At 69.9% G+C, this 14,843-nt stretch carries 12 protein-coding genes and 1 rRNA gene; 2 read left to right on the top strand and 11 right to left on the bottom strand.

The annotated features are described in order from the left end of the window. The 3 genes from J4Z35_RS05555 to J4Z35_RS05545 form a co-directional block, all read right to left on the bottom strand. Positions 1–178, bottom strand: a 16S ribosomal RNA gene (locus tag J4Z35_RS05555); the annotation flags it as partial. A 513-nt stretch (positions 179–691) separates the two neighbouring features. Further along, the gene (locus J4Z35_RS05550; protein WP_074041352.1) at positions 692–1,363 is read right to left on the bottom strand and encodes a response regulator transcription factor; all 672 of its coding nucleotides are present in this window, start codon (positions 1,361–1,363) and stop codon (positions 692–694) included. A 43-nt stretch (positions 1,364–1,406) separates the two neighbouring features. Beyond that, entirely contained in the window at positions 1,407–3,623 is a 2,217-nt protein-coding gene (locus J4Z35_RS05545; RefSeq protein ID WP_243754881.1) for a glycosyltransferase family 39 protein, read from the bottom strand. A gap of 206 nt (positions 3,624–3,829) precedes the next feature. On the opposite strand from J4Z35_RS05545, the gene J4Z35_RS05540 reads away from it, so the two are divergent. Then, entirely contained in the window at positions 3,830–4,525 is a 696-nt protein-coding gene (locus J4Z35_RS05540) for a hypothetical protein (RefSeq protein ID WP_074040440.1), read from the top strand. A gap of 62 nt (positions 4,526–4,587) precedes the next feature. Here the strand turns inward: J4Z35_RS05540 and J4Z35_RS05535 are convergent, their stop codons facing one another. The 3 genes from J4Z35_RS05535 to J4Z35_RS05525 all read right to left on the bottom strand — a co-directional run bounded on the left by J4Z35_RS05535 (position 4,588) and on the right by J4Z35_RS05525 (position 9,774). After that, positions 4,588–5,460: an SDR family NAD(P)-dependent oxidoreductase gene (locus J4Z35_RS05535; RefSeq protein ID WP_074040503.1), complete on the bottom strand. Its 873-nt coding sequence runs from the start codon at positions 5,458–5,460 to the stop codon at positions 4,588–4,590. Positions 5,461–5,526: 66 nt separating this feature from the next. After that, positions 5,527–6,276 (bottom strand): class I SAM-dependent methyltransferase, encoded by a 750-nt coding sequence (locus J4Z35_RS05530; RefSeq protein ID WP_074040441.1) that lies wholly within the window; start codon positions 6,274–6,276, stop codon positions 5,527–5,529. Positions 6,277–6,414: 138 nt separating this feature from the next. Beyond that, positions 6,415–9,774 carry a DEAD/DEAH box helicase gene (locus J4Z35_RS05525; RefSeq protein WP_074040442.1) on the bottom strand — a complete coding sequence of 1,120 codons (3,360 nt, stop codon included), beginning with the start codon at positions 9,772–9,774 and terminating at the stop codon, positions 6,415–6,417. A 92-nt stretch (positions 9,775–9,866) separates the two neighbouring features. Here J4Z35_RS05525 and J4Z35_RS05520 point away from each other — a divergent pair, with 92 nt between their 5' ends. Continuing rightward, complete coding sequence (locus tag J4Z35_RS05520) at positions 9,867–10,523, top strand: 4'-phosphopantetheinyl transferase superfamily protein (protein WP_074040443.1); 657 nt, start codon at positions 9,867–9,869, stop codon at positions 10,521–10,523. Positions 10,524–10,649: 126 nt separating this feature from the next. Here J4Z35_RS05520 and J4Z35_RS05515 read toward each other — a convergent pair whose 3' ends face one another. From J4Z35_RS05515 to J4Z35_RS05495, 5 genes are read right to left on the bottom strand one after another with little or no spacing between them, the layout of a single operon-like run. Beyond that, positions 10,650–11,033, bottom strand: coding sequence for a metallopeptidase family protein (locus tag J4Z35_RS05515; protein ID WP_208065439.1), 384 nt, complete (start codon positions 11,031–11,033; stop codon positions 10,650–10,652). Beyond that, entirely contained in the window at positions 11,030–11,872 is an 843-nt protein-coding gene (locus J4Z35_RS05510) for a hypothetical protein (RefSeq protein ID WP_208065438.1), read from the bottom strand. The genes J4Z35_RS05515 and J4Z35_RS05510 overlap by 4 nt, the downstream gene beginning before the upstream one ends. A 36-nt stretch (positions 11,873–11,908) precedes the next feature. After that, complete coding sequence (locus J4Z35_RS05505) at positions 11,909–12,697, bottom strand: ABC transporter ATP-binding protein (protein ID WP_136788658.1); 789 nt, start codon at positions 12,695–12,697, stop codon at positions 11,909–11,911. Further along, positions 12,694–13,749, bottom strand: a complete 1,056-nt coding sequence (locus J4Z35_RS05500) for an iron ABC transporter permease (RefSeq protein WP_208065437.1) — start codon at positions 13,747–13,749, stop codon at positions 12,694–12,696. The genes J4Z35_RS05505 and J4Z35_RS05500 overlap by 4 nt, the downstream gene beginning before the upstream one ends. Next, on the bottom strand, positions 13,746–14,771 hold the full coding sequence (locus J4Z35_RS05495; protein WP_208065436.1) for an iron ABC transporter permease: 1,026 nt from the start codon (positions 14,769–14,771) through the stop codon (positions 13,746–13,748). Before J4Z35_RS05495 ends, J4Z35_RS05500 begins: the two co-directional genes overlap by 4 nt. Between the last annotated feature and the right edge of the window lie 72 nt (positions 14,772–14,843).

Here is a 14,843-nt window from a genome sequence, read left to right as displayed (position 1 = left end):
TCTCTAGTATTAGGCCCAGTTTCCCTTGCTTATCCGGGAGTGAGGGGCAGGTTACTCACGTGTTACTCACCCGTTCGCCACTAATCCACACCAGCAAGCTGGTGCTTCATCGTTCGACTTGCATGTGTTAAGCACGCCGCCAGCGTTCGTCCTGAGCCAGGATCAAACTCTCCGTAGAAAAAATTTGTTACCCTGGCCGAGAAAAAAACGGTGACAAACAACAACCCCAGAAGGGTCATCGTAGTTCTGTACAATCATTAATCACTCAGCCAAAACACGCGACACTCCATAAGTGCCACTAAAATGTTTGGCGATGATCACATCGGCACGCTGTTGAGTTCTCAAAACACCATCGCACACCACACGAAGCAGGAACCCTTTTCGTTTCCCACCCCGCTCGGGGCAACTCGTCAACCTTACCACCCTCGCTCCCCGACTTCAACTCGGCGCTTGCTCGTGGTGGAGCCAGCGCGCTTGTCGAAACTGCGGTGAGCTTCGAGCTCGTGAGGCAAACTGCCCGGAAACACTGGGGTTTCTGTGCTGTCTGCCCCTCGGCGACTCGGAAAACATTACACGTCCTCCAGGTGGACGCCAAATCACCGTCAGGTGACGTGCGCCACCCCTTGGACACACCAGGGCCGCCCCACCGTCAGCCGATCCTGACGGTGGGGCGGCCCTGGCGTGTGCGCGCTCAGCGATCTTGGACGGTGGGATCCGGGACGATGCGACGGTGGTCGGGCTCGAAGCCGTGGCGAACCCCCCACAGCACGGCCTGGCTGCGGCTCGTCACGCCGATCTTGCGATAGCCGGTGCGGATGTAGCTCTTCACCGAGTTGATCGACAGGTGCGTCTGCGCGGCGATGTCGTTGTTCGACAGACCCTGGGTGATGAGTGCGAGCACCTCGGCTTCACGCGGCGTGAGCCCCTCCTCGCGCCCCGGCCATTCGCCGGCGATGGGGCCGGAGCCCACCTCGGCCGAGACGATGACCTCGCCGGCGTGCACTCGCTCCAGCGCCGAGACGAGTTCGCCCGCGGGCAGCGTCTTGGAGAGGTAACCCCGAACGCCGGCATCGAGACTGCGGCGCACCAGGTCGGGCTGGAAGTTCCACGTGTACACGACGACCTTGTCGACCCGGGGCTCCTTGAGCAGGTGCGCCAGCGCCTCAGGCTCGCCCTGCGCCTGCCCGAACGTGTCATAGAGCGCGATGTCGACGGGGTGTTCGACCGTCGACATCGGGCCCTCGATGTCGAGTTCGGCCACCTCGACCCGGTCGCGGTAGCGCTCGAGCATCTTGGCCAGACCGTTGACGACGACCTCGTAGTCGTCGATCACGGCCAGTCGGATGGGGGAGGCGGAAGTCATCACCCCATGAGGGTACGGGGCACACCCGCGCGTTGCCCCACCCCTAGAGGTGAAACACGTCGAAGAATGATGATTTCCAATGCGTTTCACCCCTGTCGAGGCCGGCTGACTGCCTCAATCGAGCGGCTGCGTCAGGTCGTAGAAGACCGTCGATCCGATCGTCACCTGCCGGTAGGTGGCCTCCGCCCACGCCAGGACGCGGCTCGCATCGCTCGTCTGGGCCGAGCTCGTCCCACCGCCCGCCGATGTTCCACCACTGGCCAGCAGGTAGTGAATCTTGCCTGCCTTCACCTCGGCCTGGAACTGGGCGAGCGTCGGGCTCGGGTCGGTGCCGTTGAAGCCGCCGATCGCCATGACCGGCTCGCCCGTTCCGAGCTGCAGTCCGGCCGCGCTCTGCGAACCCACCGCCGCGGCCACCCAGGTGTAACGCTGCGCGTCGGCCCGCAGGGCAGAGATGACGGCGGCGCTCGGTGTCGTGGCATCGAGCAACCCGCCCATGCCGCCGCCACCGACTCCCTGCCCACCTGCACCGGTGGGCACGGTGCCACGCGTCGTCGAGGAAGCGGCCGGCGGCGCGCCGACTGTCGAACCACCCAGGGCGCGAGCACCGGGGCCACGGCCGCCCGCACCCCGGCATCCCACCCATGCCGCCCGACGCCGGCCCGGCGGTGACGATCGAGCCGGTGTGCCCGGAGGTCAGCGTCGTGAGCGAGTACGCGGTCGGCCCCGCGAGGCCCGCGACCACGGCGCCCGCGACGATCACGGGCAAGGCTCGCGCGTGCAGCCGTCGCCCGATGACGAGGAGTGCCGCGCACGTCATTCCGATCGTCAGCACGCCGACGCGCAGCACGTCGCTGTAGGCGCTCGTGCGGGAGAGCAGGACGAACCCCCAGATCGACGACGCGGCGCCCGCGGCCGCCATCGTCAGGCTGCCGACCGGTTCGCGGCGACGCTCCCAGGCCTGCGCGCCACCCATGCCGACGAGCGCCGCGACTGCCGGCGCCAACGCCACCGTGTAGTAGGCGTGGAAGATGCCTGCCATGAACGAGAACGTCAGCATCGTCTCCAGGAGCCAGCCGCCCCACACGGCGTAGGCGGCCCGACGGACGTCGGTGCGCGGCGCACGCGCGCGCATCACGACACCCATGACGCCGAGGATGATCGCGGCCGGGATGAGCCAGCTGATCTGGCCGCCGATCTCGGCGTCGAACAGGCGCGTCAGCCCCGTCGAACCCCACTGCCCGCCGGCAGCGCCCCCGCCGCCGCCCACCGAGCCCGTCTCCTCACCGCTGAGTCGGCCGAAGCCGTTGTACCCGAACGTCAGGTCGAGGAAGGAGTTGCTCTGGCTGCCGCCGACGTAGGGACGCATGCTCGCCGGGGTCAGTTCGACGATCGCGACCCACCACCCGGCGGATGCCACGAGAGCGACGAGGGCCACGAGGCTGCCGACGAGGCGTCGACGCAGTGGCGCCGCAGCGAGCAGCAGGAACGCCGCCCCGAAACCGGGGATGACGAGGAAAACCTGCAGCGTCTTCGTCAGGAACCCGAAACCGAGCAACGCGCCGACCAACGCCATCCAGCGCACCGAACCGCGCTCGAGCGCTCGCATCGTGGCCCAGGCGGCCGCCGTCATGAGCAGGACGAGCAGCGCGTCCGGGTTGTTGAAACGGAACATGAGGACGGCGACCGGGGTGAGCGCCATGACGAGGCCCGCGAGCAGGCCGGCGCCCGCGCCGAAGTGACGCTTCACCGTCGCGTGCAGGATGGCGACGGTGGCCACACCCATGAGCACCTGCGGTACGAGGATCGAGAAGCTGCTCAGGCCGAGCAGCCGCACCGACAGCGCCATGACCCACAGCGACGCAGGTGGTTTGTCGACGGTGATCGAGTTCGCCGCGTCGGAACTGCCGAAGAAGAACGCCTCCCAGTTCTGCGAGCCCGCCTGTGCCGCAGCGGAGTAGAAGGCGTTCGCCCAGCCACTGGCGGTGAGGTTCCACAGGTAGAGCACTGCAGTCGCCGCGAGCAGGGCCAACAGCGCCGGGCGGGCCCAGTTCGGGTCGTCGTGCGGGCCGGTGACGAGGCGCGTCAGCCAGGTGCGGGAGGTGTTCGAGGCCGTGGTGCGGGTGCCGAGAGCGCCGGGGGTATCGCCGGCATCGGGGCTTGTCGCGCCACGGAGCGTCATGTCGGTTGCCCGGCGGGCGCGATGACGCGGTGCGCGCCGCGCGCGGCGTGAGCCGGCGGCTGAGATCGAGGAGTTCATGGCCCTGAGCGTCACGACCTCGGCTTTGGCCCGGCTGTGCGACGACCAGCCCGGGGCCGTGCAGTGGCCGGCCGACGGGCGGCTTCATGAACCGACGACACGCCGGGCACAGCTTCTCCACAGTGCCGGCGCGCAACGTCGACGGCGGATGACGGGCGAGCGCCCGCGACGTCGCGCCCCGAGGCGCCAGGCACGAAGGAGACACGATGGACCACGACGACCCCCGACCCGACGCACACAGCATGAACGACGACGACCCGACACTGCACGACATCCCGCCCGTCCGCCGCACTGCTCTGCCCCACACGGGCACCGACGGCGACGCCGGCACGGACTACCGCGGGGGGCCGGAGCAGGAGGCGCCGTTTGCCTCGGGCGCTTCGACCGGCAACGACACGGCAGGCGCTTCGGCGCCGGGACCCGAGCGATGGTCGGCGAAGAAGTCGGCGCTCGTGTCGGCGCTGGCCATGGGCACGGCGTCGCTCGTGTCGATCGGCGCGGCCGCGGCAATGCCGGCCGGAACGTCGGGGGGCGGCATGGGCGGCGGAATGGGCGGGCCCGGTGGCACGTCGCAGAATCAGCAGGGCACGACTGGTCAGATGGGCCCCGGCATGCAGATGCCCGGCTCGGGCACCTCGGGCTCCGGTACGAACGGAACCTCGGGCGGCACCACCAGTTCTGCCGGCGCATCTGGATCTGGCACGTCCGGATCTGGCACGTCCGAATCCGGTGCGTCCGGATCCGGCACCGCAGGCCAGGGCAGCGGGACGAGCGGGGGCGCCCAGGGACAGGCGCCCGGCGGCTCGGCGGGCAATGCGAACCAGCAACCGCCGAGCGGCGGGCAGATGCCGGGCGCCGCGCCCGGAGGCACGGGCGGAAACGCCGGAACGTCAGGAAGCTGACGCCGGATACCGCCAACTGGCGGCCCCAGACTGGCAGTACGGGTGCCCGCCCCGGCCTCCCCTCAGGCAGCGCGGCGTTTCACCCACTGCCCGAGCTGGGTGAGTACCGCGGGCTGCGGATCCTTGCCCGCCGCCACACGTTTGGCAGCGCTGGCCATGGCCGCGTCATAGACGGGCCGGACGAAACGCTTGGCGCCGTAGGCGACCCGGCCGTCCGGGTCGGTGAGGATGATGTGTCGGCGCGCGCCGATCCCGGCGAACGCGGTGCGGGCGACATCGGCCGCCGAACGAGGCGAGCCGTTGATGAGCTCGACGGCGTTGGCCTCCATCTCGGCGTCGGCTCCGGCCAACGACTGCGCGAGGTTCGTACGGAAGAACGACGGGCAGATGACGCTGACGTCGATGCCGAACGGCTCCAGTTCGTTCTGCAGCGTCTCGCTGACGGCGACGACAGCGGCCTTCGTCGCGTTGTATGTCGCCATCGCCGGCGCGTGGACGAGCCCGGCGAGCGAGGCGGTGTTGACGATGTGGCCGCTGCGCTGCGTCTTCATCATCGGGGTGAACGTGCGGCACCCCCGCACGACGCCCATGAGGTTGATCGACAGCGCGCGCTCCCAGTCGGCGATCGCCGTCGTGTCGATGCGCCCGCCGACGGCGATGCCCGCGTTGTTGACGAGGATGTCGAGTCGCCCCCAGTGCTGCTCCACCCAGGCGAGGGCATCGGCCCAAGCGGCATCGTCGCGCACGTCGAGCGTAAGGTAGTCGACGCCGTCCGGCACGCTCGCCGGGCGCTCGGCGTGGAGGTCCGCGACGACGACGCGGGCGGCGTCGGCCACGAAGAGCTTGACGAGTTCGAGGCCGAGACCTGACGCGCCACCGGTGACGAGGACGCACCGACCGGCGTGGCTGGGGGCTGTTCGGCGGCTGAGCTTCATGAGTTTCACGGTAGGTCAGCCACCGGCCGGTTCGCGGCGCTTTCGTCGCTTCGGATGCGGGATGCGTCAGCGGCGCACCGCGTCGATCTCGAGACGTACGTAGTCGAGCACCGGCTCGACCATGGCCTCGCGCACCGCCCGGGTGAACTCGCAGCCCTCCTGCTCGCTCATGCGCTCGAGGTAGGAACCGAGGCAGACGGTCGCGAGGTAGCGCTCCATGACGTCGGGGTCGTCGAGGCGGATCGGGCTCGGGCGCAGCGCGACGCGATCGACGTCGAAACCGTTGCGCTCCAAGTGTTCTCGCGTCTCCTCGGGCGAGGCGAAGGCCTTCGGGGCGAAGCCCTCGGCGTTGACGGCCGCGATCGCGCGCTCGACGTTCTCGATGTTGCCCTCGCCGCCGGAGTCGCTCGTCAGCCGGCCGCCCGGGCGCAGCACCGCGGCGAGGTGGGCGAACAGCGTCTCGTGATCGCTGATCCAGTGAAAGCACGCGACGCTCATGACGGCGTCGAACGGGCCTGGCCGCGCACCGAGCTCCGCGACGTCAAGTGGTTCGGTGAGGTCACGGACCGCGAATGCGGCCCCAGACCCGACCCGCTCGCGGGCCTGCGCGATCATCTGCGACGAGCCGTCGACGCCGACGAGGTCGACACCCGGATGGCGCGACAGCAACTCGGCCGCGTCGCGGCCGGTGCCGCATCCGGCGTCGAGCACCCGTTCGTCACCGCGCAGCGTCATGCGCTCGATGGTGCGTCTGCCCCAGCCGACGTGCGGCAGCGGCAACTCGTCGTAGCTCTTCGCATCCCATTCGCGGGTCATGGCTGGCGCGCTCCTCACGGTGTCCGGCCGGCCGGGAGACCAGCTTTCTTGACATCAAGATACTTTACATCGAGATAAATATTGGGGCTCCGCCCGTGCGGCCCACCCAAGCCGTGCGATCCCTGACGCCCTCGCGCCCTACCCCTCGAGCAGGCCGGCGATGTCGTCGGAGGTGAGACGACCGCCGCCGGCACCGGCGTCGACGACGTCGTCGAAGAGCTTGCGCTTCTTCTCCTGCAGCTCCATGACCTTCTCCTCGATCGTGTCCGCGCTGACGTAGCGGTAGACCATGACGTGCTTGGTCTGCCCGATGCGATGTGCGCGGTCGATGGCCTGATCCTCGGCCGCCGGGTTCCACCACGGGTCGAGGACGATGACGTAGTCGGCCTCCGTCAGCGTCAACCCCGTACCCCCGGCCTTGAGGGAGATGAAGAACGCGTCGGCCTCGCCGCTCTTGAACTCGTCGACGACCTGCTGCCGGTTGCGCGTCGAGCCGTCGAGGTACGTCGTCGAGACGCCGGCGTCGGCTGCGGCCTCGCGCACGATCGCCAGAAAGTCGGTGAACTGACTGAACACGAGGGCGCGATGCCCCTCCGCGGCGATCTCGGCGAGTTGCTGCACGACCGTCTCGACCTTGCGGCTCACCGAACGCCCGGCGAACTCGTCGTCGACGAGGGCCGGGTCGAGTGCGAGACGACGCAGGCGGGTGAGCGCGGCCAGGATCTCGACACGGTTGGCGTCCGGGTCCTTGAGCAGGCCCATGAGGCGCTGCTGCTCGCGCCGCAGGTGCCGTTTGTAGACGCGCTCGTGCTGCGGCGACATCGCGACGTCGACGCGCTGCACCTGCTTCTCGGGCAGATCGGGCGCGACCTCGCCCTTGCGTCGACGCAGCATGAGCGGGCCGATGCGCCGTTGCAGGCCCTTGAGCGCGTCTGTGGCGACGTGCCCCTCCCCCTGCTCGATGGGCTTGCGGTAGCGACGGATGAACTCCTCCGGGCGTGGGAACAACCCCGGCGCGACGAGGTTGAACAGCGACCACACGTCCATGACGGAGTTCTCCAGCGGTGTGCCCGAGATCGCGAGCCCGAACGGCGCGCCGATCTTCTTGACGGCCTGGAAGGTCTGCGACGTGTGGTTCTTCACCATCTGCGCCTCGTCGAGGATCAGCGCGCGCCACCCGCAGGCATGGAACGCGTCGGCGTCGAGGCGCGCGACGGCGTAACTCGTCACGACGACGTGCGGAGCGTCCCGCTGGATCTCCTCGGCCACCTCGGTGCCGCGCTTCTTCGACGTCTCGGCGAGCACCTTCACCTTCAGCTCGGGCGCGAACTGCGCGGCCTCGCGCGCCCACACGCCCAGCACCGACGTCGGTGCGACGACGAGTGCGGGCGTCGTGTCGAGTTCGCCTGCGACGCGGGCGCGTTCGAGCATCGCGAGGGTCTGGATCGTCTTGCCGAGCCCCATGTCGTCGGCGAGCACGCCGCCGAGCCCCGCGTCCCACAGGTTGGCGAGCCAGGCGTATCCCTCGAGTTGGTAGGGGCGCAGGGTCGCCCGGAACGACGGGGGCAGCTCGACGCTCTCCGGGTTCCACCCCGACCTCGTCAGCCCCTCGACGGCCGCCTGCCACTGGGAGCGCTGCGCCTCGACGATGCCGAGCCCGACGAGCTGATCCCACAACCCGATGTCGTAGCGGCTGATCTGCAGGCCGTCGCTCTTCTTGTCGGTGAGTTGCTGCGCCTCCTCGAGCACCTGGGCGATGTCGAGCAGCTGCGGAGAGTCAAGGCGGAAGTACGTGCCCGACGGCAGCATCATGACGTCGCGCCCCTTGCTCATCGCCTCGATGAGGTTGGGGTACGGCACCTCCTGGCCGTCGACGCTGATCGTGATCTGCAGGTCGAGCCAGTCGGTCGCGAGGCCGGCCTCGTTGACGCCGACCTGGACGATCGGATCGTCCTCGGCCTCCTCGTAGGCGGGCAACTCGCCCTTCATGACGACGTCGACGCCGTCGATCGCCCGCAGCTCGGGGATGGCGTCGGCGAGACGCACGGCCTCCAGACCGGTCAGTTCGGCGGTCTGCTTGACCCATAGGTCGAAGGCCGGCACGGCGCGCGTCAGGCGCAGACGACTCAACGGCAGCGCCGCGCGCGCGATGACGGCGGCCTCGCTGGAGAACTGGCGCCCGCGCCCCATCGGCGGCGAGGGGAGGCGACGTTCGCCGTACGTGAAGAACGTCTCGACCTTCGCCTTGCCGACGGTGACCGGCTCGACGACGAGCAAGAGGCGCGGTTCGACGGCGTCCGTCAGCGTCTGCGACGCATCGCTGACGCTCGCGTGTCGGCGGATCTGCGGCAGGAACTCGGCCTCGAACTCGGGCACGTCGGCTTCGGGCACCTCGATGACGTCGCCGAGCAGGAGCGGTTGGAGCAGGGCGTGCGGCGGTTCGTGGAACGGCACGAGCTTGAGGCTGCCGCGGTCGAGGATGGCGACGCCGTGGGCCGGATCGCCGACGAGCGTCGCCGTACCGAACTCGGGTTCGAGGTCGACGCCGACGACGTCGGCCGTCAGGACGAGCCCGCCATCGCGTCGGTGGACGCCGAGGCTCACCTCGGCCGCTTCGGCGAGAGTGACGCCCTCGCCCGGCGTCGCGGCGAGCATCAGCGTGACGCCTGCGTCGGTCAGTTCGGCGAGCGCCTGCCAGACGCCGGGGCCCAGTTCGTCGAGGTAGACGGTCTGGCCGTTGCCGACCCGCGGTTTGTGGGGCGTGATGAAGCGGCGCAGCGCCTCGCTCTGGTGCTCCTCGGCCTCGGCGATGCCGGCACTGCTGCGGGCGTCGAGCCACGTCGCGGTGCGCGACCAACGGCCGGTACGCATGAGTTTCGTCGGTTTGAGCTCGAACCGCTGCACGGGCGTCGAATCGGTCAACGACGCCGGCCGAGCCTTCGGCTCGAACTGCAGGCCGACTTGCGCGCGCCATGCATCACTCGACGGGCTCGCCGACCGCGCCGCGGCGCGCTGCGACTCGTCCGGACCGAGGCTCGCCGTGAGCTTGTCACGCCACGAACTCGTCGAGGACGCCGCGGCACCGCCGAAGAGGGGAACGACGTTGGACTCGGCGGCGTTTCGCGTGCCGGACGGGGCCGATGTGCGGCTGACGCTGCCCTCGCGCACCCCCGACGTCAGCGCGCGACGAGCGGCGAGGATCGAGGCGACCGCATGCTTGCACTCGGTCGCGACAGGACATGTGCACCGCGAGACCCACAACGGCTCACCGTTGCCGGCCTCACCCTTGTACGTGACGAGGCACTGATACGGCGCGAGACCGTTGCCGGTGACCGTGCCCATGAGGACACGCCCGCGATCAGCCGTCGCGAGCGCGATGACCTTGCCCCCGATGGCGTAGTCGAGACCGCGCCCGAAGGCGCCGTCACCGACGACGGCAGCCAGGCCGACGTCCGTGCTCGTCAGCACCCACGTGGCCTCGTCCGGCTCGAACTTCATCACGTCCGCGAGGCTATCGCAGCGCGGCGACAGCCTCGGAATTCCGCGGAAAATGACCGCTCGAGCGACGCAGCGAGTCGTAGGGTGGCGGCATGCACACGCCGTCGATCGTCCTGTGCGCGACGTGGGCGCCCCGCACCGCCGCCGACGTCGCAACGCTGGGCCCGGACAGCCTCGACGACGACGAACGCGCACGGGCCCTGGCCGTGCGCTCGGACACCGCGCGCGCCGAGTTCGTCACGCGCCGTGCGCTGCTGCGCAATGAGCTGGCCAACCTCACCGCCATTCGTCACGAGGACATCCGCTACTGGCGCGAGCCGTGCACGGCGTGCGGCGAGCCGCACGGGCGTCCACGCGCCGTCGGTCATGACGGGTTCTTCTCGACGAGCTCGACGCCGTGGATCACCGCGCTCGCCTCTGCGGACGTCCCCGTCGGGATCGACGTGGAGGTGCTGGCCGCGGCGTCGACCGTCACCGACGTCAGCCGGATGCTGCATCCCGGCGAGCAGGCCGTCATCGACGCAGCGGCGAGCGACGATGACGGACGCCGGGCCTTCACGCAGATCTGGACGCGGAAGGAAGCCCTGCTCAAGGCCACGGGTGAGGGGCTCAATGCGCCCCTCGATCGCGACGACGTCAGCGACCGCGCGCGCATGCCGCCCGGCTGGCGCATCGTCGACATCAGCGACGACCTCGAGGGCTACGACGGCCCGTCGACGTTCGGGGCCTGGGCGATGCGGTCGGATTGAGGGCTGCGGACGCCATCGGAGCCGTCGTCCACGTGACGAACGTGGACGCGAATCGCAGCGGGGGACAGGAATCGCGAATGTGGACGAAAATCGCAGATGGACGCGGAGGCATGCAGGGGCGAGGGGTCAGCCCCAGCCCAGCTCGTGGAGGCAGGCATCGTCAAGGCCGAAGTAGTGGCCGATCTCGTGCAGGAGCGTGACGCGGATCTGTTCGATCACCTGTTCGCGGCTGTGGCTCAGCCGCTGGATGGGGCCGGAGAACAGGATGATCTGGTCGGGCAGGGCTCCCCAGCCGTAGCCCTCGCCACGATCCGGTAGCGCGATGCCGACGTACAACCCGAGCAGCTCGCCCTCGCCGTGTGCGACGCAGGCCTGGGCGAGCTGTTCGGGTGACGGCTCGTCCTCGACCTGGAAGACGACGTTGTCGAGACGGTCGAGGAAGCGCTGCGGTACGCCGTCGAGTGCCTCGCCGACGGCGTCCTCGAACTGCTCCCGACTGAGGTGCGTCACATCTTCTGCGCGGTCCCGGCGACGGTCTTCGCGTACTCGGCAGCCTTGTCCGCCGCAGAAGCACTCACCGTCAGCATCGAGTACGACCCGCTGCCGTTCGGGATGACCATGGAGACACCGTGCACGGTGACACCCTTCGTCGTCAGCGTGTACTCCATCTGCTCACCGGCGCCGGCCGGCGTCGTGATGCGGCTGTATTCACCGGTGGTGACCTTCATGTCGCTGGAACTGTTCGACCCGTTCGCACCGCTTGCAGCGTTGAGCTGGTTGAGTTCCTTCTCCAGTTGGGCCTTGCCCGCCAGGCTCGGGCGCGTCACCTTGAGGACGTTGATGTTGTCGTTGAACCTCTGCGCCCCCGTGGCGTCGATCGCGAGGACGTCTGCGGCCGACGTCATCTGCGCGACGTACTTCTCGGGCGACATGCCGGACTTCTTCGCCACCGGCTCGAGCTGCTTCTTCACCGCGTCCTGCTTACCGAGCTCACCGTCGACGACGGTCCACGACTTCGGCACCGAGAAGGACAACTTGTTCGCCGTCGCCTTCGCCAGCTGCGTGTCGGCGGGCAGCGCCACGCTCGACGCGGCGACGGAGCTCGATGCGCTCGACGGCGAACTCGACTCGGACGCAGGGCTCGTCGACACATCGGTCGACGGCGCCGCACTCGACGAACCACTCGCATTCGAGGCCGCACTCGCGGCGGCGCTCGTCGCGCTGCTCGCGGCGGACGTACCGGAGTCGGAGCCCATCGAGCACCCCGTGAGCGTCAGGGCCGCGACGGCGCTCGACGCGAGCATCGCGCGCTTGATCGTCATCCGCCTCGTGGTGCGCTGGCGAGACATGGCAAACCCTCCCGATCGACGTGTGGTGGCTCGAGCCTAGCGCGGCAGCACCACCGGACGTCCGGTGTTCGGGTCAGGATGCACGACGCACGGGATGCCGTACAGCTGCTCGGCGAGCTGCGCCGTCAGCACGTCGGTCGGCTCGCCCGCCGCGACGATCTCACCGTCCTGCATCGCGACGAGATGGTCGGCGTAGCGCGCCGCGAGGAACAGGTCGTGCAGCACCATGACGACGGTCGTTCCGTGCTCGCGGTTGCGGCGGCGGACGACGTCGAGCAGTTCGACGGCGTGGCCGATGTCGAGGAAGCTCGTCGGCTCGTCGAGCAGGAGGATGCCGGTCTGCTGCGCGAGCACCATCGCGAGCCACACCCGCTGACGCTGGCCGCCGGAAAGAGAATCGGCGGTGCGTTCTGCCAGTTCGCTGACGCCCGTCGCCTCCATCGCCGCGGCGACGGCAGCGTCGTCGTCGGGCCCGCCGCGCCCGAGCAGGCCCTGGTGCGGGGTGCGTCCCTGACGCACGAGCTCGGCCACCGTCATCCCCTCCGGCGCAATGGGGTGTTGCGGCAGCAGCGCGAGGGCCTTGGCGACCTCGCGCGTCGGCGTCGCGTCGATGCTGCGCCCGTCGAGAAGCACATCGCCGGCCGCGGGCTTGAGCAGCCGCGCCAGGCCCGCGAACAGCGTCGACTTGCCGCAGCCGTTCGCGCCGATCAGCACGGTTACCTCGTTCTCGGGCACCTCGAAGGTGATGCCTCGCACGATGTCGGGGCCTGCGGAACGCCCGGATCCGTAGCGCAGGACGAGGTCATGGGCGGCGAGGGACGTCACGAGGCACGGCCTTTCGAACGGCGGGGCGGGCGCTGCGAGGTCAGCAGCAGCCAGGCGAGGACAGGCGCACCGGCGAGGCCGGTGATGACGCCGACGGGCAGCTTGTTGTCACCGGGGACGAGGTAGGCGCCGACGTAGTCGCCGCCGATCGTGATGATCGCGCCGACGAGAGCGGCCGCGACGATGGCGGTGCGGCCCATGAGGCGCCGCGAGATCGGGCCGGCGAGCAGCGCGACGAACGAGATCGGCCCGCAGACACTCGTCGTCACGGCCACGCCGATGACGACGGCGCCGAACGTCGCGGCGCGTACGAACCCGTCGGGCACGCCCAGGCCGATGGCGAGCGGGCGCCCCATCTCGAGCACGCGCAGCCAGTGCGCGAGGGCGGCGAGGACGATGAGCACGAGCGCACCGACGACGGCGAGCCGGGTGATCTGCGGCCACGACACGGCCGAGACGGACCCGGCGAGCCAGGCCATCGCGTCCTGCGCTTGATAGGCGTTCGACTCGAGCAGGATCCACTGGATGAGCGACTGCAGCGCGGCGGCCAGGGCGATGCCGACGAGGATCATCCGCGGCGTCTGCCCACGCGCCATCCCGAGGATCACCGCGGAGACGGCGAGGCCACCCGCGATGGCGGCGCCCGTCACGCCCGCGCCGCTCCAACCGAGGATCGTCGTGCAGAACACGGCCGCGGTGCTCGAGCCGAGCGAGATGCCGAGGACGTCGGGGCTCGCGAGAGGGTTGCGCACGAGCGACTGCATCGCCGCACCGCACGCCCCGAACACGGCGCCCGCGAGCAGGCACGCGAGCGCGCGCGGCAGCTTCGACTCCATGACGATGTAGTTGGCAGCCGGCACGTCGACATGCTCGCCGCGCAGGATGCGGACGAAATCGGGGATCGTCACGGTGAAGTCACCGAGCAGGCACCGGGCCAGGAAGACGCCGAATGTCACGAGCACGAGCGCAACCAGCATGATGCTCCGACGTCGGCGGCGCGCGGCGTCGAACGTGTTGGGCGTCGTGGCGTGTGCTGCCGTCGCGCGCTTCACAGCGACCTCATTCGTGCGACGACCCACAGCAGTGCCGGGCAGCCGAGGACGGCCGTCATGATGCCGACCTGCACCTCACCGGGCGGGGAGACGATGCGGCCGAGGGTGTCGGCCAGCACGACGATGCACGCGCCGAGCACGCCGGCGGACGGCACGAGGACGCGGTAGGACGTGCCGATGAGCGGGCGCAGGACGTGCGGCGCGACGAGCCCGACGAAGGCGATGGGCCCGGCGATACCCGTCGCGGCCGCGGCGAGCATGACGCCCGCGCCACCGATGACGAGCCGCAGCCGGCCAGGACGCTCGCCGAGGCCGGCGGCGACGGAATCGCCCATGGCGAGGACGTCCAGGCGGCGTCCTGAGGCCAGCAGGACGAGAAATCCGATGAGCAGGAACGGCACAGCCGGCACGAGATCGCCGAGGTCGCGGCCGGCGACGGACCCGACCTGCCAGAAGCGGTAGGTGTCGAGCGACTTGCCGTGGGAGACGAGCACGGCCTGCGCGATCGACGACGTGCCCGCCGTGAACACCATGCCGGACAGCGCCAGCGTCAGCGGCCCCGACTGCGACGCCTGCCCGAGAGCGCGCGCACCGAACGTCGCGAGAGCCATGACGGCGACCGCCGCGACGGCGGCGCCGACGAGCGACAGCAATACGTACCCGAGTAGGTTCGAGACGCCCCACCACGTGATGCCGATGACAACGGCGAGCGCCGAGCCCGCGTTGATGCCGAGGATGCCGGGGTCGGCCAGCGGGTTGCGGGTGATGCCCTGCATCGCCGTCCCCGCCATCGCGACGGCAGCGCCGACGATGATGCCGATGGCGGTGCGGTCGCCGCGCGAGGCGAGCAGCGCCGAGACGTCACCGCCGTGGAACGAGCCCGCCCCGACGGTGAGCGAGACGGCGACGGCGAACGCGAGCAGCAGCGGCAGCGTCAGCCCGCCTGCGAGCACGCGGCGCGCGTCGATGCGCGGCGTGCGACGCTGATCGGTGCCGGCGCGGGGCGCGGCGGGAGTCGACATCGTCACCCTTTCCAGTGGAACGACGATTCGCCCGGCGCGTCACACCGTCGCGCGGTGGCAGCCGGGCGAACC

The sequence above is a fragment of the Dermacoccus sp. NHGro5 genome, from assembly GCF_017565385.1.
Classification (GTDB): Bacteria; Actinomycetota; Actinomycetes; order Actinomycetales; family Dermatophilaceae; genus Dermacoccus; species Dermacoccus nishinomiyaensis.
This window is presented reverse-complemented; position numbering and strand designations above follow the sequence as displayed.